Raw genomic sequence first — 21,206 nt, 5'->3', positions numbered from 1 at the left:
GAAGGGGATAGCCCCAGGTTCGGGAAGCTACGCGCCCAGGCACACTCGCCTTTCTCCTGTCACACCCGCGAAGGCGGGTGTCCAGTAACGGCGTTGGCGAAGGGCGCGGCAATGCCAGTGCCGTTACTGGACGCCCGCCTTCGCGTGAATGACGGGGAAGCCAGGCAGGCTCTTGGCGCGTATCAGCGCAGGAGTTTCAACCGTGGCGCAGCAGCGGCGGCCCCCGCGCGGGCAGCGGGGCCTGGGCCAGCCAGCCCCGGGGTGCGGCACCGGGGTTGCCCGGCAGGCGCAAGCCCGCCAGCAGGGGCGGGCGGTACAGCGTGGAGCGCACCTGCCCCGGCGCAGCCAGGGCGATGCACATCAGACATGCCGGGGTGTGGGCGCTGGCGCCGTGTTCGTCGGGGGTGGCATCTTCCCCCAGCCAGGCCATCAGCTCGCTGGCCTGCGGGGCCATGCCGCAGTACCCCATGTCGGCCATGCCGGTGCCGGTCGCAGCGGCATGGCCCAGCAGGGGCAGCACCATCCGTATCTGGGCGCCGGAGGTCAGGGCCACCAGCCAGAGCGCAGCAAACAGCCCCAGCACCCAGGTCTGGAGGCGGTAGTGGCGGCGTAGACGCTCAAGCATGGGGCGCGATTATGGACAGGATGACCGAGGGTTTACGCGAAAGATGGTGCAAATTTGCCGTGCGTCAAAAACGCACAGGGTGGTGTTGTAAATAAACAAAAAAACCTATATTTGGTAGAAAAATAAGAATGATTATTGTTAATTATCGTAATAATTCGCCCCCATTGGCACCGACGCAGAGGGAGAAACCCTTGTCAGAGGCTGGAGCCGTGAAGCCTTCAGGCCACCCAGCCGCAGCCATGCAGTCATTCTTTTTTTCAACAACAGGAAGGGCCTTTGCCGGCCTTTGGAGGAGTTTTCATGTCCCACCGCACCCCCCCCCCCAACCGTAGCGTCCGCGCCCCGAAGCTGGCGCCTACGCTGCTGGCACTGGCCGCCGCAGCGGCTTGCGCCTCGGTCAACGCCCAGGAGGTTGCCACTACCACCCTGTCGGAAGTGGTGGTGTCGGCAGCGGGGTTTGAGCAGAAGATCACCGATGCGCCGGCCAGTATTTCGGTGATATCCAAAGAGGAACTCGCCAAGCGTCCTTACACCAGCCTGATTGATGCCGTGCGTGACCTGGAAGGTGTGGACATTGGCGAGACTTCCGACAAGACCGGGCAGAAAACGATCAGCTTGCGTGGCATGGGCGCTGACTACACGCTGATCCTGGTCAATGGCAAGCGGCAAAGCAATCACGGTGATATTTACCCCAATAGCTTCTCTGGCAACCAGTTCAACCATATCCCGCCGCTGGATGCTATCGAGCGTATCGAGGTGATTCGTGGCCCGGCATCGACTTTGTACGGGGCGGATGCCATGGGCGGGGTGATCAACATCATCACCAAAAAAGTGACCGACAAGTGGGCTGGATCGGCCACCTTGGGCCGCAGCTTTCAGCAAGACAGTCAGTTTGGCGACGAAACCACGGTGGACTTCGATCTGCGCGGGCCGTTGTCCGATCGTTGGGGATTGGCTATTCGAGGGAGTTTTTACGACAAAGACCCCTCTGATCCTGAATACGATCCCGTCACAGACCCTGCTGGAACCACCCATATTCGTACCTTGGGGTTTGGCGGTGGGGGACGCACGGTCGAGAACCAGAACAAGTCACTGGGCTTCAGCCTTTCTTTCAAACCGGATGCCCGGCAAAGCGTGACCCTGGACTACGATATTTCACGCCAGAAATATGACAACAGCGAAGCACAGCTTGGCACCCTGGATGGCATTGCTTCTGTTTGGCGTGTGAATAAAGGCAAGGTTGAGCCGCGTGTCGGCTACACAGCAAAACAGAAGTTTGAACGCGACAGTTGGGCTTTGACGCATGAAGGCGATTGGGACTTCGGGCGCAGCTATGTGGCGTTGTCTTATGTGGAGACGAGCAACAACGGCCGCTCATTGCCGTTTTCCCCCGATGAACGCAAAGAATTGCAGCAGATGTACGACGGCACTGGTGCCTACGCTGGTATGAGTGAGGCTGATCGTAAAGCGTTGGCAGAAGCTACGTTCTTACCGCGTCCGCTGCGGACTCTGGAAAGCAGCCAATACACGCTGGATGCCAAGTTTGATATTCCCCTGAAAGGCTGGGGTGGCGATCACATGCTGGTTGTGGGCGGTCAATACATTGACGGTAATTTGACCGATGGCGTTTTTGGTCTGGAAGGCAACACCGCTGGTGCCAAGCAGGCATTCAAGATGTATTCGCTGTTTGCCGAGAACAACTGGATGCCTAACGAGGTGTTTACATTGACCACCGGCCTGCGCTACGACCACCACAATATGTTTGGCAGCCATGTCTCGCCTCGTGTTTATGGTGTCTACACGCTGAACCCGCAGTGGACATTCAAGGGCGGCGTCAGCACCGGCTACAAAACCCCCAAGACCACGGATTTGTATGACGGCATCATCGGTTTTGGCGGCCAGGGTGTTTCTCCCTGGGCTGGCAACCCCGACCTCAAGCCTGAAACCAGCGTGAATAGCGAAGTGGCTGTGTACTGGAATCACCCAGACCGCCATAGCTTCAATGCCACCATCTTCAATACACGCTTCAAGGACAAGATCGAAAGCGGTGACGTAGCCCAGACTTGCGATGCGACTGGCGGGGTGCGCCCTTGCGTGAACTTGGGCGGGTACGGTGATTTAGGCTATACCACCTACAGCCAGAAGACCAACGTGGATCGCGCCACCATTCATGGGCTGGAACTGGCCGGACGTTATCAGCTCACATCGGCTTTTGCTGTGCGCGGTAACTACACCTGGACGGACAGCGAGAAGAAATCTGGCAAGTTGGCCGGTCAGCCTTTGACCAATATGGCCAAACATATGGCAAACATGACTTTGGACTGGCAGGTTAACTCAAAATTCAACTCTTTCCTGACGGCAGAATTCCGTTCCAAGCGGTTCCGTGGCACTGATGCTGACACGAACGAATTCCTTTACTACAAAGGCTACAACGTGCTGCACCTGGGCGCTAGTTACCAACTGGCCAAGAACCTTACTTTGACCGGACGGATCAACAACCTGTTGGATAAGAAGTTCACCAGCTACCGTACCAAGTTCACTCAGAACCCGGATGGGACATATACGCCCACCTACACCGATGATTACAACAACAAGGACAAAGCCCGTAGCCTGTGGATTAGCTTGAACGCTCGCTTCTAAGAACCTGCACGCTTGTCACTCCCCAACCCGCGCACGCCTTACCGGCCTGCGCGGGTTTTTTGCGGGTATTGCCTGCCGGATGCGGAGGTTTATTTCCTCCTTGGAGTGTCTGAATTTTTCGCTTGTTTCCTATACGCTTCAAACCTTGGCCGGGGAGCTGGCCGTTTGAGCGTTTGAGAAGGGCATAGTGAGTATTCGCACGAAATCCGCCACAGATTTGCATGTCAAACCCGCCAGTGATTCGTATTCGATACCGCTCTTGTTTGGTGTGATGAAACCATGCAGAAGGCATCGAAGCGGTTAAAGTACATGGCGACGCGGCTGCTGCTATCGACCCGTTGCAGACTTCCGCTTGGCCTGCATCGCAGCACTAAAGCAGTCGCTCAACGCCCAGGTTAACCGGCACCGGAGCTAAAGGCGGAGAGCACCCAAACTGGCCATGAAAAACCGAAGGCATGGCCAGTTTTGGCGTCCGCATTGAGCCGAAAGCTAGCCCTAGCGCCGGCTCTTGTTTCCCCTATGAAGTTGATGTTTCCCGCGCCGTTGTGGCTCTGCTTCGATTGATGTTGCAAACTTTTTCCCTACATCCAAAGCTTTGGCAATTCCGGGGTTGATGATGAGAGAGCCTGTCGTCTTAACCTGAGGGGAGATGTTGTTTGCAGACCGCTCCCTGTAGGACCAATGGTAGTACGTTTCCCCGCTGCCTTCTACCGCCTCAGAATAGCCAATTACATTTACGTCATAGAATAGCTGCAAAAGAGATTCGGCATCCCTTAGGTATTCTGTTGCGTGAAATTTCTCGCCGTTAGCCCAACTCTTGAATTTTAGAAATGCGTCGGAGAATGCATCAAATTTAAAGCTTTGATGACCGTTAAGGAACTGAAAAAATTTTAAATACTTTGGGAAATCGTCACTATGCATATAAAACGCAGTGTAGTTCCTAACTTCACCAAGCAAATAGTCAGAAAACTCGCGACTAACAGCGGGGTCGCTTGATATTTTTTCATGAAATTGAACTTGATTTTTCGATTTTCCGCGGGTTGAGCTCTTTTTTGTGATTTTGATATATGTGAGTATATCTCGCGGTTTATGAAATGAAATCTTCAGCAACCTTTTGAAGGTGTACCCCGGGCTTTGAGGAGTAAAATAATATTGCTCCCAAGCTTCACTTGGCTCAACCTTAAATGGTTGTTGCGCAGAAAAGTAGCGGCCACTCAGTTCAAATAGAGGGGATTCAGCATATTCCTTCTCTGTTGTGGCCCAATCAAGAAAAACGCAGTTATCTTGGAGGCGTGAGTTTGAATTATAAAGGTTGAGGGCGTGAAATACATCAGGTCGAATGAGAAGCACTATTTTAATTCTTCCCTTGCTATCCCGAATTCCATTAAAGAATTCTGTGTTGAGTTGCCAAACTGCCTCGCCCAGCCCCTTCACGCATTCAATGTATTCTTGATATTGAATCGACTCGGGGCGGTAGTCGATTCCGTCAATGAATAGTATGTGATCATCCGATAATTTAAGGGAGGAGAGTGCTTCTTTGAATGAATTTTCCGTTTCAAGCAGGTGATGCCTTAGGATGGATTTTTTTTCAGTTTGTTGATTTTTTATTTCCCCCGCAAATCCACCAACCTTCTCAGCCTCTAGTTTTGCATTCAGCGCCTCGCTGCTTACTGCTTCGAATGCGCTCTCAACCTCGGGATTGAGAGCATTCTTTGACCAACGCTGTATCTCTTTCTCCACTTTACTGAACTTTCCGGTCAAGTAGTGAAATGGATTTTTCGATTTTTCAACTAGCATTCGCCCCACGACAAACAGCAGCATTGAGCGCCAAATGTTCGCATAGTCGCTATATGCCAGCTTGCCTTGACGCTTTAACTCCACGAAACGCCGGTATTGCGTTTCCGTCATGGTTGTCAGTTTGCAACGATGATCGTTGGTCTTGTGGGTCTCCAGGTATGTGGCATATGCGGTTTTGCCTGAGCCCTTTTCGCCCATAAGGAAAAATACTTGAGGCTCAAGTATTTTTGTTAGCGCATCAGTTTGCAGAAAAATTCTTTGGAAGAACTCCCGTTGCGTTCGGCTGCGATAATTTACTGCATCGTTATAAGGCTCGCGCAATTGAGAGAGCGGCAGCCAGTTCTTTTCTTGATTCATTAATGCTTCTCTTTTTGATAAAAGCTAACGTATTGTGTGAGGATCGTTAACGATCCTCACACCGTCCTGCGCATGCTCAGACGCCCGACTAAGGCAGCCCAAGGACTGCCGACTCGCCGACGCCAATGGCCAACGCCGGTAAGGTGGAACCGTCCATTGGACGGCCCCCAGAGTTGCCGCGCGATCCTCGGCAGTCTTTCGATTCGATCTTTCATTTGGCGGGGTGTCTTGGTATTTGCACTTCGAGCCGAGCCCTCAGGATGTGCGCCAGTGGCGTGTCTATCGGAATGATGTTTGCTGGTTTGGAGCGAGTATGGCGTACCACGCAGAAGGAAATGGTCCCAGTATTGGGGTGCAGACACTGGTGCTAACCCTGCATTGCATGAACGCCCGCCAGGGTCAGATCGGTCACCCCGAAGCGGTCTCTGGCATTGGTCCGCTACTGGTCGTAAGAGGCCGGTCATTGAACTTGCCAATGTGGCTGGTGTTATGGCGCGGTTGGGCAGTGGATTGGCGATGCGAACGCATGACGAGTACTCATTTGACAACGTGACGGACTGTATCTCCAAAGAAACAACGGCTGTGCTGGATGCGTCCATCTGGCGTTGCCATGGTAGCGCCTTGTCGGTCATGCGGTGTCAGGCATGGCCTGTGTGCGTTTTTCCGGGTATTACCTGCCGGAAACAGAGGTTTACCCGGTGCGCACAGCTTCTTTACAACGGCCCTGCACCATGCAGGCACCGATTACGAAGGAGTTGCGCCATGGAAAACATCGCTACATTTCTGGCCCTTGAACTTGCCACTCTGGCACTGCTGTACGGCTGGCATGTTCATCGCAGCGGTCTATGAATTTATCTAAAGAAAGAGCTGCTACCGCTTGTTATTTATGGATTTCAGACTGTTTTGTCTTTGAAATCCATTGAATGAGAGCGGTAGCAGCTCTTTTTTCAATAGTGTTTTGGCCATGTGCCCAGGGCCACGCGCACGGCCTGGATGCAGACGAACGGCATGGCTCCGCCATGGTCGGCGCCGGGCCAGACGGTGTAGTCGCACGCCAGGTTCGGCACCGGTGCCAACAGGGCGGGCAGGTCGGCGGCGCTGCCGGTTTGCGGGGTGTGGCGCAGGGTGGCCTGGCGTTCGGGGTTGGCGGGGCGGTTGGCGCTGCGGCGCTGTTCTTCGCTGCCCTGGCTCAGATGCAGGGCCAGCGGCCCCGGCAGGCGCTGGCCCGGTGGCGTATGGCGGGCGACGAAGGCGGCGCAGGTGTCCAGAATCCGGCCTTCTTCCCACCACAGCGACGGGCTGCCTGCCACGTAGCGCTGGAACATGGCGGGCCGGGTAAACAGCGCGTGCAGTACGCACAGGCCGCCAAAGGAGTGGCCCACCAGCGTCTGCCGTCCCATGTCGGCCGGTAGCTGGCCGGCCACCAGCGGCTGCACCCGGGTGGCGATGAAGTCGAGGAAGGCGTCCGCCCCGCCTTGGGCCAGTCCCTGGCTGGTGGGGCCGATACCGGAGTAGGGCGGGGTGTAGTCGTAGGTGCGGGCGGTGCGGTCATGCACTTCGCCGCTGCCCGGCGGCAGGGTGTGGCCCAGGCCGACCACGATGGCGCTTTCGCCCCGCAGCGCTAGCCCGCGTGCGCCCCGGTTGTGCAGCAACTGGGTGACCAGGGGGAACATGAGGTTGCCGTCCAGCACGTAAATCACCGGAAAGCCGCCTGCGGGTGCCTCCCCTTCGGGCCGGTAGACCATGAGGCGGTGCTGTCGCGCCGCCGTGCTGCCGGGCAGGGGGGCGGCAGGCATATCCAGGTAGAACGTGCCGGGCATGGCCCAGGGCCGGGCGGATGCGAGGGGGGCATCCTGGCGGGGTGTGGCGCAGCCGGGCAGCGCCAGGGCGGTGGCGGCGGCCAGGGTGCCGGTCAGCCAGGTGCGGCGGGTGGGGGGATGAGGGGGCATGGCAAGGATTCTTTGAAGAAATAAAGGGCGTGCGGCCCGTCATCTGGCACGCACGCCCAGGTGGGTCTGACCTATGCAGAGGGCTGCGGCAGCTTGCGCGGCACGGCCCAGACGCTATCTGCCGGGCCGTGGTGCGTGCGCCGCGCCGTGGCTTTGGCCATCCACACCAGCGCCAGGCTGCCGGCCAGGGCGGTGGCATCCACGGCCAGGGTGGCGTTGTCGGCCCAGGCGCCCGCAGCGGGCAGAAGCCAGCCCAGCAGGGTCGAGAGCGGAATGGTCAGGGTGCAGGCTGCGGCCAGCCATAGCAGGGGGGCGGCAGCCCGCGCTGCGCCGCGCCAGAAGGCCCAGGCCACGCTGGCCAGGAAGACGGTGTAGTAGATGCCGACATGCCAGGACGCCAGATGTTCCACCCTGCCGGGCAGCCATTTGGCGGCGGCAATCGTCAGCGAGATACCGGCCACGCAGCCCAGGCAGACGCCCACGGTGGCCGCTGCCATGATGGCGGTGTCGCGCCGCTGGGTGGGCATTGCGCCGCCTTTGCGCTGCGCCTTGCGCCGGGCTTCGACCCACAGCAGGTTGCCGCCGTAGAACAGCCAGGCGCCGGCCAGCCCCAGCAGGAAATACAGCCAGAGTACCGCCGTGCCGCCGAACGAGGCCATGTGCAGGGCGAAGAAGCTGCTGATGAACAGGTTGGGCGTGCTTTGCTGGCCGGACAGGTAGTCGGTGGACAGCAGCTTGCCGCTGTAGGGGTCGAGCGCGGCAAACCCGCCCAGGGCGCGGGGCGAGACGGCCTGCGGGTCTTTGCCCCACACGCGCACTATGGGCCGGGGGCCGGTGACTTGCGTGTATTGCAGGCCGTTGGGTTCAAAGCCCGGCGCGGCCTGTTGGACGATCTGCACGAGCTGCGAGGGCAGGAGCATGTCCGCAGGGTTGCGGGCGGGCGCAGCGACGGGCTTGCTGCCCTGGGCGCTGGCGGGCGGTTGCGCCCACTGGCCCTGGTGGATCATCCTGTCCTGCACGGCGTAAATCTGGTCGTGGTAGGCAAAGACCACGGCGCTCAGGGCCATGACGATGTGAAACGGCAGGCTGACGATGCCCACCACGTTGTGCGCGTCCAGCCACATGCGCTTGAGGTTCTTGCCCACGCGCAGCGCGAAGAAGTCCTTGACCAGCGAGGGCAGCAGCACGATCACGCCCGAGACCAGGGCCACGAAATACAGGGCGGCAATCACGCCCATGACCCAGCGGTAGGGGTCGATGTCCGCAGGCAGGCCCACCACGCGGTGCAGCACGTCGATGAACTCGACCAGTTGGGACGGGTGTTCTTCGCTGACCTGCACGCTGCCATCGGCAGCCAGCGTGGCGGCGTAGTAGTGCGTGTTCCGGTCGTCGTGGTCGTCGGCCTGGGGGTCGCGCACTTGCCATTCCAGGCGCGGGATGGCCTGGCCGTTTTCCACCTTCATCGTCACGCCGCGCGGGGCGGCAGGCTGGGTGGCCAGGGTCTGTGCGATCAGCGGCTGCGCGGCATCGAGCGGCACCGGTTGCAGGATGGCCGAGGGCGGGGTGGCCCAGCGCCGCAGCGGTTCCTTGAACACGGTGAGCGCCCCGGCGTAGAAGGCGATGAACAACGCCAGGCCGCTCAGGATGCCCGTCCAGGTGTGGACGGATTTGTAGTTGCGGATGAAATCGGCCCTCATGCGCCGCCTCCCTGGCGGGCCAGCCACCACAGGCCCAGTGCCAGCACGTTGGCCCCGGACAGCCAGGCCCAGGCACGCCAGCCCGAGGCAAAGAAATACACCAGCGACAGCGTGCCCAGCCAGACCGGCGGCACCAGCCACATGGCGAGCTGGCCGCTGACGGCCAGGGGCAGATCGGCCAGCGGCACCATCAGGATGGCGCTGGCCGTCAGCGCCAGCGTCAGGCCCAGCACCAGCCCGGCCAGGGTTTTCGAGAGCCAGTCCGCGCGGATGGGCACGGACGGCGTGCGCCCGGCGGGCCGGGATGCAGGGGATTGGGCAGATTCAGCGGGTACGGCGGACATGCAGTAACGCTCCGATATAAGGCCAGACAACCAGCACCAGCATCAGCATGGTGCAGAACATGAAGGTGGCCGTCAGCCGCTGCATGTCCTGGGCAAAGGCCAGCCAGCTAGCCAGGAACAGGGCGGCGCTGGCCAGACGGGCAGGCCGTTGCGGCCAGTTGGTGGCCCACAGGCGCTGGTGGGGCGAGGCGGCATACAGGCACAGGCCCGCCAGGGTGGCGGCCAGCAGGCCGAGAAGGGTGAACAGGGGCATAACGGACAGCAATGGCATGAAAGGCAATACCTCCAGCCGAACGGCTGGGGTGCGGCTGGAGGCAGGAAGGCTGACGGCCCGGAACACGTTCTCAGGCGTCAGCCCTGGTCACGCATCAGAACGAGATGGTGCTGGAGAGCTTGAAGGTGCGCGGCGCACCGGGCATCACGAAACCGTCGCCAAACGTGCCGATCCAGTAGCGCTTGTTGGCCGCGTTCTCCATGCTGGCGTTGAAGCGCACGGGGGTGTTGGCGATCTTGGTGGCGTAGCTGGCGTTCAGGTCCAGGCGGTTCCAGGACGGGGCACGCAGCACGTTGCCCGAGTCGACCCATTGCGAGCTGGTGTGGATGATGCGGCCACCCACCTTCAGGCCCTGCACGGGGGTTGCCCAGTCCAGGCCGATGCGGGCACGCCACTCGGGCACGCCGAAGGTGTCCTTGCCGGTGTTGCGCTGCTCGGACTTGATGTGGGTGATGCCGCCCAGCAGGGAGATCGTCCTGGTCAGGTTGCCGAACACGCTCCACTCCAGGCCGCGCAGGCGCTGTTCGCCGTCGGAGGTGTAGTTGTTGGCGCTGTCGGCGATGAAGGAGGGGCGCTTGATCTCATAGGTGCTGAAGGTGTGCGTCAGCTCGCCGGCCTGCAGCTTCAGGCCCAGCTCCATCTGCTTGGTGACCTTGGGCGGCAGGGCTTCGCCGGTGTTGGCATAGCCGACGCCCACCACCTGGCCCGGCTCCAGCCCTTCGGTGTAGTTGCCGAACAGCGTAATGTTCTCGCCCCAGGGGCGCACCACCGCCGCCAGCATGGGCGAGAAGCGGCTTTCGCTGTAGTTGGAGTCCTTGCCGCTTACCAGCGGGGTTTTGACGGTCTGGTGGCGCCCGCCCACGGTCAGCTGCACCTTGTCGTTGGCAAAGCCCATGGTGTCGGCCACGGCCAGCGAGCGGAACTCGTTCTCCGTGGTGTAGCCCTTCCAGGCCGGTGCGGCGGGGAAGACCGGCGTTACCGGGTCGTACATGTTGGTGGTGTAGCAGTAGGCGCAGGCCGTGTTGTACGAGCCTTCCTTGTGCTTGAGGATGTTGGCCGACAGTTGCAGGCGGTGCTGCACGCTGCCGGTGGCGAACTTGCCGATCACCCCGGCCTCGGCGGTGCGGCGCTCGGACTGGGTATGGACGTTGTAGATCGCGCCGCGCGTGGTGCCGTCCGCATCGGTGACGACGGCGCGGGTGCCGAACAGCAGGCCCTTGCCTTCGGCCTCGGAGCCGCCGACGGCCAGATACCCCTGCCAGTTTTCAGTGAAGTCGAACTCGGCACGCGCCAGCAGGCCGCTGTTGTCGTATTCGCCGTGGGTGCCACGGAACATGTTGGTGTCGCCCTTCGGTGGGTCGAGCAGATAGCTCACACCGGGAATCTGATAACTCCCGTCGGGACGTTTGTTGATACCGAGGAAGTTGAACATGCCGGGGCTGCCGCCGTCGATCTTGTTCACGCTGCTGTACACGTCCAGGGAGAAGCGTGCCCGGTCGCCCAGGTAGTCCAGGCCCAGCGCGGCCACCTGGCGTTTTTGCTTCTCGTCCTTGGCGCCCATCTCGCCGTCGCCATAGACGCCGTTGAAGCGCAGGCCCAGGCGCTGTTCCTTGCCGAAGCGCTGGCCCAGATCGACATGCACCTGGCCGTAGGAGTGCGAACCGTAGGTGAAGGTCATTTCCGCCATCGGCTGGGCCAGTGCCCGCTTGGTCACCATATTGACGGTGCCCGCCACGCTGGACAGCGGCGGCATCCCCGACAGCAGCACGTTCGGGCCGCGCAGCACTTCCACGCGCTCGAACATTTCGATGGGCACCGAGTTGGCCGGGGCAATGCCGTACAGGCCGTTGGTGGCGATGTCCATCGCCGTCATGTCCAGGCCGCGCAGGTTGAAGTTCTGCAGCAGGTGGTTCTTGTTGGTGGTGAAGACGATGGCGGAGTCGTTCTCCAGCACGTCCTGCAGCGTCAGGGCCGACCAGTCTTCGGCCAGCTCGCGTGTGTAGGCGTTCACATGTACGGGGGCATCGACGATGGACGTGGCGCCCAGAATGCCCAGGCGGGCGCCCTTGGCCGCCTTGCGGCCCGGGGCCAGGGTGGGCAGGTCTTCGCGCTCGTATTTGTCGCGTACCGTGACCTGGGGCAGGGTCGCATCCCCCGTGGTTTGGGCCAGGATGGAACTGCTGCCGCTGGCCGCCAGCAAGGCCAGAACGATCAGGTTGGGGCGCAACCTGCGTGCCGAATGTGTTGGCATTCTCTGCTCTCCGTTTTTCAGTAAAGATAACAAGAACGATTCTAAATTAAGTTCACATGCTCTTTACATGGGCCATGCGCGAATGGCTGCGGGATGAGATGGTTTTGCTCCTGAAAGTATTGCTTCTTCCGATGGATATATATGTATTTCAGATAGATTTATCTATGAAAACAAGTGATAACAATCGGTAAATGCTCTTGTTTTTGGTTTTCTGCGGCATTTCTGCTCTGTTTCCCTGGTGTGGGTTAACCGACGATGGGGATAGGAAAACCCCAATACCTGGTCTGGTTACACCTCCCTAGAATCGCGCCACTTTTTCAAACGGTGTGCAGGTTCTTCAGGGAGCTAGGCGGAATATGGCAACAACAACCATCGGCATCAAGGTAGACGAGCTGATGCGTGACCGGCTCAAGGCGGCAGCCCAGCAACTGGGCTGCACGCCCCATTGGTTGCACAAGCAGGCGCTGCACAGCTACCTGGATGCCATCGAGCAAGGTAAACCGCTGCCGGAGCTGCAGCACCTCGTTGCGGTAAACCCCGTGGGTGAACCGGTAGAACCCGAAACCCTGGTGGATAACCAGCCCGTCTACACCCCGTTCTATGCCCTGGCCCAGGACGTGCAGCCGCAAAGCGTGCTGCGGGCTGCCATTACCGCCGCCTACCGCCGCCCGGAAACCGAATGCCTGCCACTGCTGATGGCCTTTGCCGCCAGTGCCCAGCCCCAGGAGGTGCAGGCCCTGGCCACGCGGCTGGTGCAGGCGCTGCGTGGCAAGCGCCAGAAAAAGACCTCGGGCGTGGAAGCGCTGGTGCAGGAGTATTCGCTGTCCAGCCAGGAAGGGGTGGCGCTGATGTGTCTGGCCGAGGCGCTGCTGCGCATCCCCGACCGCGCCACACGCGATGCGCTGATCCGCGACAAGGTGAGCAAGGGCGACTGGCGGGCGCATACCGATTCGCCCAGCCTGTTCGTCAATGCCGCCACCTGGGGGCTGATGATTACCGGCAAGCTGGTGGGCGTGCATAGTGAACAGAAGCTGGGCGGCGCCCTGACGCGGCTGATTGCCCGGGGCGGCGAGCCGCTGATCCGCCAGGGCGTGAACACCGCCATGCGCATGATGGGCGAGCAGTTCGTCACCGGCCAGACGATTGCCGCTGCGCTGGCCAACAGCCGCAAGCTGGAAGAAAAGGGCTTTCGCTACTCCTACGACATGCTGGGCGAGGCCGCCACGACCGAGGCCGACGCGCAGCGCTACCTGCAGGCCTACGAGCAGGCCATCCACGCCATCGGCCATGCGGCGCAGGGGCGCGGCATTTACGAGGGGCCGGGCATTTCCATCAAGCTGTCGGCCCTGCACCCGCGCTACAGCCGCGCCCAGCGCGAGCGCGTGATGCAGGAGCTGTACCCGCGCCTGCTGCAACTGGCCGAGCTGGCCCGGCAGTACGACATCGGCCTGAACATCGACGCCGAGGAGGCCGACCGCCTGGAGATCTCGCTCGACCTGCTGGAGCAGCTGTGCTTTGCGCCCACGCTGGCGGGCTGGAACGGCATCGGCTTCGTGGTGCAGGCCTACCAGCGCCGCGCCTTCTTCGTGCTGGACTGGATCATCGATCTGGCCCGGCGCAGCAAGCACCGCCTGATGGTGCGGCTGGTCAAGGGTGCGTACTGGGACAGCGAGATCAAACGCGCCCAGGTGGACGGGCTGGAGGACTACCCGGTCTACACCCGCAAGATCCATACCGACGTGTCCTATCTGGCCTGCGCCCGCAAGCTGCTGGAGGCGCCCGAGGCGGTCTTCCCCCAGTTCGCCACGCACAACGCCCACACGCTGGCCAGCATCTACCATATGGCGGGCAACAACTACTACCGGGGCCAGTACGAGTTTCAATGCCTGCACGGCATGGGCGAGGGCCTGTACGAGGAAGTGGTGGGCGACACCGCCCAGGGCAAGCTGGCCCGCCCCTGCCGCATCTACGCCCCGGTGGGCACGCACGAAACCCTGCTGGCCTATCTGGTGCGCCGTCTGCTGGAAAACGGCGCGAACAGCTCCTTCGTGCATCAGATCGGCGATGAGCGCATCGCCATCGCCGAGCTGGTGGCCGACCCGGTGGCCGCTGCCCAGGCGCTGCTGCCGCTGGGCCGCCCGCACGACCTGATTCCGGCCCCCGTGGCCCTGTATGCCGCCCAGGGGCGCAGCAATTCCGCCGGGCTGGACCTGAGCAACGAGCAGCGTCTGGCCTCGCTGTCGGCGGCGCTGCTGGGCAGCGTCACGCCGCTGACGGCCCAGCCTGCCTGCGGTACGCCGTCGAATGCCCAGGCGGTTTGCAACCCGGCCAATGCCCAGGACGTGCTGGGCGAAGTGCGGCTGGCCGATGCCGACGCCGTGGCCCAGGCCATGGCGCAGGCGCAGCACGCCGCCCTGATCTGGCCCGCCACGCCGGTGGACGCCCGGGCCGAAGCTCTGCACCGCGCCGCCGACCTGTTGCAGGCGCGGCTGCAGCCGCTGCTGGGCCTGCTGTGCCGCGAAGCGGGCAAGACCCTGCCCAATGCCATTGCCGAAGTGCGCGAGGCCATCGACTTTCTGCGCTACTACGCCGAGCAGGCCCGCCTGCTGCTGAACAACGGCAGCCACCGCCCCCTGGGCGTGGTGGTGTGCATCAGCCCCTGGAATTTTCCGCTGGCCATCTTCACCGGCCAGATCGCTGCCGCGCTGGCGGCGGGCAACGTGGTCATCGCCAAGCCTGCGGAGCAGACCAATCTGGTCGCCGCGCAGGCCGTGGCCCTGCTGCATCAGGCGGGCATTCCGGCCCACGCCCTGCAATTGCTGCCGGGCGAGGGCGAAACGGTGGGCGAGGCCCTGGTCAGCCACCCGGGCACCGACGGCGTGGTGTTCACCGGCTCGCACCCCGTGGCGCAGCACATTCACCGCCGTCTGGCCCAGCGCCTGGGTCGCGACGGCAAGCCGGTGCCGCTGATTGCGGAAACCGGCGGCATCAACGCCCTGGTGGTCGATTCGTCCGCCCTGCCGGAGCAGGTGGTGGGCGACGTGCTGGCCTCGGCTTACGACTCGGCGGGCCAGCGCTGCTCGGCCCTGCGCCTGCTGTGCCTGCAGGAAGACAGCGCCGACCACGTACTGCACATGCTGCGCGGCGCCATGCAGGAGCTGCGCGTGGGCAACCCCGACCAGCTGGCAACCGACGTCGGCCCGGTGATCGACGCCCAGGCCCGGGCCGACATCGAAAGCTATATCGACCACATGCGCAGCCAGGGCCATGCCGTCACGCGCCTGACGCTGCCCGCCGAGTGCCGCCACGGCCACTTCGTCGCCCCCACGCTGATCGAGGTGGGCCGGGTGGCCGACCTGCGGCGCGAAGTCTTCGGCCCCGTGCTGCACGTGCTGCGCTACGCCCGCAAGGATGTGGACGCCCTGCTGGAGCAGATCAACGCCCTGGGCTTCGGCCTGACCTTCGGCGTGCATACGCGCCTGGACGAAACTGTGGCCCACGTCTCGCAGCGCGTGCAGGCCGGCAATATCTACGTGAACCGCAACATCGTCGGCGCCGTGGTGGGCGTGCAGCCGTTTGGCGGCGAAGGGCTTTCGGGCACCGGCCCCAAGGCGGGCGGGCCGCTGTACCTGCTGCGCCTGCTGGCGCAGGCGCCGGTACTGGCGCAGGTGCCCGTCGTCACGGCCCGGGGCACGCAGCAGTTGCCGCTGGCCGCCGGGCAGCAGGTGCTGCTGGACGGCCCCACGGGCGAAACCAATCAATACGGCCTGCAGCCGCGTGGCCCGGTCGCCTGCCTGCCGCTGACCGTGGACGGCCTGCAGGCCCAATGGCAGGCCTGCCAGGCCACGGGCAACACCATGCTGCTGGCCGACAGCCCGGCGCTGCGCACCCTGGTGGCCCAGTGGCAGCAGCAGGCGCCGGCGGCGCAGCAGGCGGCCCTGCAATGGGCCACGGCGCAGCAATGGGCGCAACTGCCCCTGCAGGCCGCCCTGGTCGAAAGCGATACCGATGCCCTGCTGCCTTTGCAGCAACAGTTCAGCGCCCGCCCGGGGCCGCTGCTGCTGGCCCAGGGCCTGACCACCGAAGAAATCCGCAGCGGCGAGCGCTACCGCCCCGAGCGCCTGCTGCGCGAAGTGAGCATCAGCACCAACACCACGGCAGCGGGCGGCAACGCCAGTCTGATGATGGTGGGTTAAACCCGTCTTTGCGGTTACCTGCGACCTTTCTACAGTCCCTTTTCCCTTCCCTTTCCCCACACCAACCAAGGAGCAACCAGCATGAAAACCTCTCCATCCTTCAAGACCCTGGCCACCAGTGCGGCCCTGGCCTGCGCCTTTGGCGGCCTGATGAGCGCCGCCCACGCAGAAACCACCGTGCGCCTGGGTTTTGCCGCGCCGCTGACCGGCCCCCAGGCCCACTACGGCGAAGACATGCGCAACGGCCTGACGCTGGCGCTGGAAGAGGCCAACGCCAAGGGCATCAAGCTGGATGGCGACACGGCCAAGTTCGTGCTGGTGTCCAAGGACGACCAGGCCGACCCGCGCACCGCCGTGCAGGTGGCGCAGCAGATTGCCGATGCCAAGGTGCATGGCATGTTGGGCCACTTCAACTCGGGCACCACCATCCCCGCTTCGAGCGTCTACAACGACGCGGGCATCCCCCAGATCGCCATGGCGACCTCGCCCGAATACACGCTGCAAGGCTATGACACCACCTTCCGCATGATGACCAGCGACACCCAGCAGGGCGCTGCCGTGGGCGTGTTCATCGTCAACGACCTCAAAGCCAAGAAAGTGGCCGTGATCGACGACCGCACCGCCTACGGCCAGGGGCTGACCGACCAGGTGATCGCCGCCGTGAAGCGGGCAGGCGGCACCATCGTGGCGCGTGAATACACCACCGACAAGGCCACCGACTTCACCGCCATCCTGACCAGCATCAAGGCCAAGGGCGCAGACGCCATCTTCTTCGGCGGCCTGGACGCGCAATCCGGCCCGATGCGCCGCCAGATGCAGACCCTGGGCATCACCCAGCCCCTGGTGTCCGGCGAAATGACGCGCAGCGACACCTTCCTGAAACTGGCCGGTGAAGCCGCCAACGGCACCTACGCCTCGCTGGCCGGCGTGCCGCTGAAAACCATGGCCCAGGGCGAGAAGTTCGCCGCTGCCTACAAGGCCCGCTTCAAGGTGGACCCGGGCGTGTACGCCCCCTACGCCTACGACGGTGCCTGGAACATGATCACCGCCATGGAGCAGGCCGGTTCGACCAAGGCCGACAAATACCTGCCCAAGCTGGCCGGTCTGAAGCGCAGCGGCGCCACCAGCACCAACATCAGCTACGACAAGAATGGCGACCTGAACGAAGTGTCCGTGACCATCTACACCGTCAAGGGCGGCAAGTGGGAAGAGGTCAAGACCATCGTCGATTCGGGCAAGTAATCCGTAATGGCCTTGTCGCGGCCCTGCGAACAGCGTTCCGGGGCCGTGGCGGCTTTCTCTCTGCTTGAACGCAGAGCCGGTTGCGGCAGTGCCGCAATTTCTTCGGACTTGTTGTGAGCGCGTGCCTGCACGCCCTCGGCCAAGTCCATTTTTCCCCCGACTGCCCACGCCGCACGGCGCGACCGTCATGGATATTTTTCTGCAACAAATCATCAACGGCCTGACTGCCGGCAGCGTGTATGCGCTGGTGGCGTTGGGCTACACCATGGTCTACGGCATCATCGGCCTGATCAACTTCGCCCATGGCGACGTGGTCATGGTCGGCGCCATGATCGCCACCAGCGTCGTGCTGGCGCTGGTCGGCCACTATGGTGACGTTTCCGTTTTCGTGGCCATCGGCGCAGCGCTGGTGGTGTCGATCCCCGTGTGCATGGCGCTGGGCTGGACGGCCGAGCGCATCGCCTACCGCCCGTTGCGCCGTGCGCCCCGGCTGGCGGCGCTGATCACGGCCATCGGCGTGTCCATCATCATCCAGAACGTCGCCATGATGTTCTGGGGCCGCAACTACCTGAATTTCCCGCACATCATCGAGCCTTCGGTGCTGCAGATCGGCGATGCCCGCCTGAGCATGCTGCAACTGGCGATCATGCTCGGCTCGGCCCTCATCATGGTGGCGCTGCTGCTGCTGGTGCATAAAACCCGCCTGGGCATGGCCATGCGGGCCACGGCCCAGAACCGCGAGGTGGCGGGGCTGATGGGGGTGAACATCAACACCGTCATCTCGGCAGCCTTCCTGGTCGGCTCGGCCCTGGCGGCCGTGGCGGGCGTGATGATCGCCAGCTACTACGGCGTGGCCCAGTACACCATGGGCTTCATGCTGGGCCTGAAAGCCTTCACCGCCGCCGTGCTGGGCGGCATCGGCAACCTGGGCGGCGCCATGCTCGGCGGCCTGCTGCTGGGGCTGATCGAGGCGCTGGGCTCCGGCTACGTCGGCAACCTGACCAACGGCGTGTTCGGCAGCCATTACCAGGACGTGTTCAGCTTCATCGTATTGGTGGTCGTGCTGATCTTCCGCCCCTCGGGCCTCCTGGGTGAACGTTCGGGAGACCGCGCATGAACCACACCACTTCTACTTCCGTTTCCACTTCCAGGAACCGCACCCCGGCCAAAGTCTGGCTGGGCGCCTTTGCCATCGGCGCGGTGCTGCTGGCGCTGCCCTTCCTGCTGGGCGCAACCGCCGGGCAGGGCTGGATCCGCATCCTGAACTTTGCCCTGCTGTACGTGATGCTGGCCCTGGGGCTGAACATCGTCGTCGGCTTTGCCGGGCTGCTCGACCTGGGCTACATCGCCTTCTACGCCGTGGGCGCGTATGTGTGGGCGCTGCTGGCTTCGCCGCACTTCGACCTGCACCTGCCGTTCTGGATCGTGCTGCCCATCGGGGTGGCGCTGGCGGCGGCAGCGGGGATTGCGCTGGGCTTTCCGGTGCTGAAGCTGCGCGGGGACTACCTGGCCATCGTGACGCTGGGCTTTGGCGAGATCATCCGCATCTTCATGAACAACCTGGATGCGCCGGTGAACATCACCAACGGCCCCCAGGGCATCAACCGCATCGACACCTTCAAGGTGGGCGAGTGGGCGCTGGGCCGGCCCGAAACCATTTTCGGCTTCCGCATCACCGGGCCGGAAAAGTACTACTACCTGCTGATGGCGCTGGTGATTCTCATCATCTTCGTCTGCATCCGCCTGCAAAACTCCCGCGTGGGCCGCGCCTGGGAAGCCGTGCGCGAGGACGAGGTGGCCGCCAAGGCCATGGGCATCAACACCCGCAGCATCAAGCTGATGGCCTTCGGCATGGGTGCCAGCTTTGGCGGCGTGGCCGGGTGCCTGTTTGCCTCGATGCAGGGCTTCGTCAGCCCCGAGAGCTTCGGCCTGAGCGAGTCCATCGCCATCCTGTGCATGGTGGTGCTGGGCGGCATGGGCCATGTGCCGGGCGTGGTGGCCGGGGCGCTGCTGCTGTCCATCTTCCCCGAGGTGCTGCGCAACGTGGTGGTGCCCATCCAGGAGACGCTGTTCGGCGAAGTGCTGATCGACCCCGACGCCATCCGCATGTTGCTGTTCGGCGTGGCGCTGGTTGCCGTCATGATTTTCCGGCCCGAAGGGCTGTGGCCTTCGCAGACCCGCAAGCGTGAACTCAACCGTGGCAAGGAGCAGCAGGCATGAGCGTCCCCGCATTGACCTTAAAAACCGGCGAACCCTTGCTGATTGCCAAGGGCTTGAGCAAGCGCTTCGGCGGCCTGCAGGCCCTGAAGGACGTGAGCTTCGAGATCCGCAAGGGCGAAATCTTCGGCCTCATCGGCCCCAACGGCGCGGGCAAGACGACGCTGTTCAACGTGATGACGGCGCTGTACATCCCCGAATCCGGGAGCTGCAACTTCCAGGGCGTGGAGCTGACCCGGCTCAAGCCCCACCAGATCGCCGAGCAGGGGCTGGCGCGGACGTTCCAGAACATCCGCCTGTTCGCCGCGCTGACGGCGCTGGAGAACGTGATGATCGGCCAGCACCTGCGCACCAAGGCCGGCCTGTGGGGCGCGGTGGTGCGCAACAAGGCCACCCGCGAGGAAGAGGCCCGCACCGAGGCCCGCGCCCTGGAGCTGCTGGAGTACGTGGGCATCGGCCACGTCGCCAACGAGGTGGCCTCGTCCCTGTCCTACGGCGACCAGCGCCGCCTGGAAATCGCCCGCGCCCTGGCCACCGGCCCGGCGCTGCTGGCGCTGGACGAACCGGCGGCGGGCATGAATCCGTCGGAGACGGTGGTGCTGCGGGCGCTGATCGAAAAAATCCGCGACGACGGCATCACCGTGCTGCTGATCGAGCATGACATGAAGCTGGTCATGAACATGTGCGACCGCGTGCTGGCGCTGGAGTACGGGCAGGTGCTGTCCTACGGCCTGCCGCACGAGGTGCAGAGCGACCCGCGCGTGATCGAAGCCTATCTGGGCAAGGGCGCGGCGCAAGACCTGCAGCCGCCGCCTGCCGCCGCCACCGACAACCCGCCAGAAGAAAGCGCCGCGCCATGACCGAAGCCCAGGCCAATACCAACACCCAGGCCCAAACTCCCATGCTCGACATTCGCGGCATCGACGTTGCCTACGGCGGCATCCGTGCCGTGCGCCACCTGAACCTGCACGTGCAGCCCGGCGAACTGGTGGCCCTCATCGGCGCCAACGGCGCGGGCAAAAGCACCACGCTGCGGGCCATCTGCGGTCTGGTGCCGCTGGCCGCCGGCGCCATCCACTACAAGGGCCACAGTCTGGCCGGCCAGCCCGTACACGCCATGGTGCGCCAGGGGCTGGTGATGGTGCCCGAAGGGCGCGGCATCTTCCCGCAGCTGACCATCGAGGAAAACCTGCACATGGGTTCCTACAGCCGCAAGGACGCGATCAACGTCGCCCAGGAACTGGAACAGGTCTACCAGCGCTTCCCGCGCCTGGCCGAGCGCCGCCTGCAAACCGCAGGCACGCTCTCCGGCGGCGAGCAGCAGATGCTGGCCATGGGCCGCGCCATTCTGTCCCGGCCGCAACTGCTGCTGCTGGACGAGCCGACGATGGGGCTGGCCCCGATCATGGTGGACAAAATCTTCGAGGTGATCGAGGACATCTCCAGGCAGGGCGTGACGATTCTGCTGATCGAGCAGAACGCCCGCCTGGCCCTGGAAGTAAGCCAGCGCGGCTACGTGCTGGAGTCCGGCGAGCTGACCCTGCAAGGCCCGGCCGGCGAACTGCTGCACGACCCCAAGGTGCGGGCGGCTTACCTGGGCGAATAAGGACAAGGAGC

The 21,206-nt window shown here is 63.0% G+C and carries 14 protein-coding genes; 7 read left to right on the top strand and 7 right to left on the bottom strand.

Translation table 11 applies throughout. The features are described from left to right. Positions 1 to 196: 196 nt before the first annotated feature. Positions 197 to 625 (bottom strand): hypothetical protein, encoded by a 429-nt coding sequence (locus ACFO3A_RS02460; RefSeq protein WP_377723661.1) that lies wholly within the window; start codon positions 623 to 625, stop codon positions 197 to 199. Between the two features lie 300 nt (positions 626 to 925). Between ACFO3A_RS02460 and ACFO3A_RS02455 the strand changes: the two genes are divergently transcribed. After that, complete coding sequence (locus ACFO3A_RS02455; RefSeq protein WP_377723659.1) at positions 926 to 3,265, top strand: TonB-dependent receptor domain-containing protein; 2,340 nt, start codon at positions 926 to 928, stop codon at positions 3,263 to 3,265. A gap of 495 nt (positions 3,266 to 3,760) precedes the next feature. Here ACFO3A_RS02455 and ACFO3A_RS02450 read toward each other — a convergent pair whose 3' ends face one another. From ACFO3A_RS02450 to ACFO3A_RS02425, 6 genes are all read right to left on the bottom strand, one after another. After that, entirely contained in the window at positions 3,761 to 5,419 is a 1,659-nt protein-coding gene (locus tag ACFO3A_RS02450; RefSeq protein WP_377723657.1) for a P-loop ATPase, Sll1717 family, read from the bottom strand. A 947-nt stretch (positions 5,420 to 6,366) separates the two neighbouring features. Continuing rightward, positions 6,367 to 7,368, bottom strand: coding sequence for an alpha/beta hydrolase (locus ACFO3A_RS02445; protein WP_377723655.1), 1,002 nt, complete (start codon positions 7,366 to 7,368; stop codon positions 6,367 to 6,369). Positions 7,369 to 7,439: 71 nt separating this feature from the next. Beyond that, on the bottom strand, positions 7,440 to 9,065 hold the full coding sequence (locus ACFO3A_RS02440; RefSeq protein WP_377723653.1) for a PepSY-associated TM helix domain-containing protein: 1,626 nt from the start codon (positions 9,063 to 9,065) through the stop codon (positions 7,440 to 7,442). Next, positions 9,062 to 9,409, bottom strand: coding sequence for a hypothetical protein (locus ACFO3A_RS02435; protein ID WP_377723651.1), 348 nt, complete (start codon positions 9,407 to 9,409; stop codon positions 9,062 to 9,064). Before ACFO3A_RS02435 ends, ACFO3A_RS02440 begins: the two co-directional genes overlap by 4 nt. Further along, positions 9,390 to 9,680, bottom strand: coding sequence for a hypothetical protein (locus ACFO3A_RS02430; protein ID WP_377723649.1), 291 nt, complete (start codon positions 9,678 to 9,680; stop codon positions 9,390 to 9,392). The genes ACFO3A_RS02435 and ACFO3A_RS02430 overlap by 20 nt, the downstream gene beginning before the upstream one ends. A gap of 97 nt (positions 9,681 to 9,777) precedes the next feature. Further along, positions 9,778 to 11,934, bottom strand: a complete 2,157-nt coding sequence (locus ACFO3A_RS02425) for a TonB-dependent receptor (RefSeq protein WP_377723647.1) — start codon at positions 11,932 to 11,934, stop codon at positions 9,778 to 9,780. A gap of 356 nt (positions 11,935 to 12,290) precedes the next feature. Here ACFO3A_RS02425 and putA point away from each other — a divergent pair, with 356 nt between their 5' ends. The 6 genes from putA to ACFO3A_RS02395 all read left to right on the top strand — a co-directional run bounded on the left by putA (position 12,291) and on the right by ACFO3A_RS02395 (position 21,195). Next, a complete protein-coding gene (gene putA, locus ACFO3A_RS02420) occupies positions 12,291 to 16,130 on the top strand; it encodes a trifunctional transcriptional regulator/proline dehydrogenase/L-glutamate gamma-semialdehyde dehydrogenase (RefSeq protein WP_377723642.1) in 3,840 nt (1,279 codons plus the stop codon). Positions 16,131 to 16,211: 81 nt separating this feature from the next. Continuing rightward, on the top strand, positions 16,212 to 17,372 hold the full coding sequence (locus ACFO3A_RS02415) for a branched-chain amino acid ABC transporter substrate-binding protein (RefSeq protein WP_377723640.1): 1,161 nt from the start codon (positions 16,212 to 16,214) through the stop codon (positions 17,370 to 17,372). 187 nt (positions 17,373 to 17,559) lie between these two features. Next, positions 17,560 to 18,489 (top strand): branched-chain amino acid ABC transporter permease, encoded by a 930-nt coding sequence (locus tag ACFO3A_RS02410; RefSeq protein WP_377723638.1) that lies wholly within the window; start codon positions 17,560 to 17,562, stop codon positions 18,487 to 18,489. Then, complete coding sequence (locus tag ACFO3A_RS02405; RefSeq protein ID WP_377723637.1) at positions 18,486 to 19,592, top strand: ABC transporter permease subunit; 1,107 nt, start codon at positions 18,486 to 18,488, stop codon at positions 19,590 to 19,592. Before ACFO3A_RS02410 ends, ACFO3A_RS02405 begins: the two co-directional genes overlap by 4 nt. Then, positions 19,589 to 20,449: an ABC transporter ATP-binding protein gene (locus ACFO3A_RS02400; protein WP_377723635.1), complete on the top strand. Its 861-nt coding sequence runs from the start codon at positions 19,589 to 19,591 to the stop codon at positions 20,447 to 20,449. The genes ACFO3A_RS02405 and ACFO3A_RS02400 overlap by 4 nt, the downstream gene beginning before the upstream one ends. Continuing rightward, positions 20,446 to 21,195, top strand: a complete 750-nt coding sequence (locus ACFO3A_RS02395) for an ABC transporter ATP-binding protein (protein WP_377723633.1) — start codon at positions 20,446 to 20,448, stop codon at positions 21,193 to 21,195. The genes ACFO3A_RS02400 and ACFO3A_RS02395 overlap by 4 nt, the downstream gene beginning before the upstream one ends. The last annotated feature ends 11 nt before the right edge of the window (positions 21,196 to 21,206 follow it).

It is taken from the genome of Comamonas nitrativorans, assembly GCF_042654765.1.
GTDB lineage: Bacteria > Pseudomonadota > Gammaproteobacteria > Burkholderiales > Burkholderiaceae_C > Comamonas > Comamonas nitrativorans.
This window is presented reverse-complemented; position numbering and strand designations above follow the sequence as displayed.

What these genes read in the sequence shown, in the direction of transcription:
- putA (WP_377723642.1), top strand. Translation starts at nt 12,291, where the DNA reads ATGGCAACAACAACCATCGGCATCAAGGTAGACGAGCTGATGCGTGAC.
- ACFO3A_RS02450 (WP_377723657.1), bottom strand. Translation starts at nt 5,419, where the DNA reads ATGAATCAAGAAAAGAACTGGCTGCCGCTCTCTCAATTGCGCGAGCCT.
- ACFO3A_RS02410 (WP_377723638.1), top strand. Translation starts at nt 17,560, where the DNA reads ATGGATATTTTTCTGCAACAAATCATCAACGGCCTGACTGCCGGCAGC.
- ACFO3A_RS02445 (WP_377723655.1), bottom strand. Translation starts at nt 7,368, where the DNA reads ATGCCCCCTCATCCCCCCACCCGCCGCACCTGGCTGACCGGCACCCTG.
- ACFO3A_RS02440 (WP_377723653.1), bottom strand. Translation starts at nt 9,065, where the DNA reads ATGAGGGCCGATTTCATCCGCAACTACAAATCCGTCCACACCTGGACG.
- ACFO3A_RS02430 (WP_377723649.1), bottom strand. Translation starts at nt 9,680, where the DNA reads ATGCCATTGCTGTCCGTTATGCCCCTGTTCACCCTTCTCGGCCTGCTG.
- ACFO3A_RS02435 (WP_377723651.1), bottom strand. Translation starts at nt 9,409, where the DNA reads ATGTCCGCCGTACCCGCTGAATCTGCCCAATCCCCTGCATCCCGGCCC.
- ACFO3A_RS02395 (WP_377723633.1), top strand. Translation starts at nt 20,446, where the DNA reads ATGACCGAAGCCCAGGCCAATACCAACACCCAGGCCCAAACTCCCATG.
- ACFO3A_RS02405 (WP_377723637.1), top strand. Translation starts at nt 18,486, where the DNA reads ATGAACCACACCACTTCTACTTCCGTTTCCACTTCCAGGAACCGCACC.
- ACFO3A_RS02425 (WP_377723647.1), bottom strand. Translation starts at nt 11,934, where the DNA reads ATGCCAACACATTCGGCACGCAGGTTGCGCCCCAACCTGATCGTTCTG.
- ACFO3A_RS02400 (WP_377723635.1), top strand. Translation starts at nt 19,589, where the DNA reads ATGAGCGTCCCCGCATTGACCTTAAAAACCGGCGAACCCTTGCTGATT.
- ACFO3A_RS02460 (WP_377723661.1), bottom strand. Translation starts at nt 625, where the DNA reads ATGCTTGAGCGTCTACGCCGCCACTACCGCCTCCAGACCTGGGTGCTG.
- ACFO3A_RS02455 (WP_377723659.1), top strand. Translation starts at nt 926, where the DNA reads ATGTCCCACCGCACCCCCCCCCCCAACCGTAGCGTCCGCGCCCCGAAG.
- ACFO3A_RS02415 (WP_377723640.1), top strand. Translation starts at nt 16,212, where the DNA reads ATGAAAACCTCTCCATCCTTCAAGACCCTGGCCACCAGTGCGGCCCTG.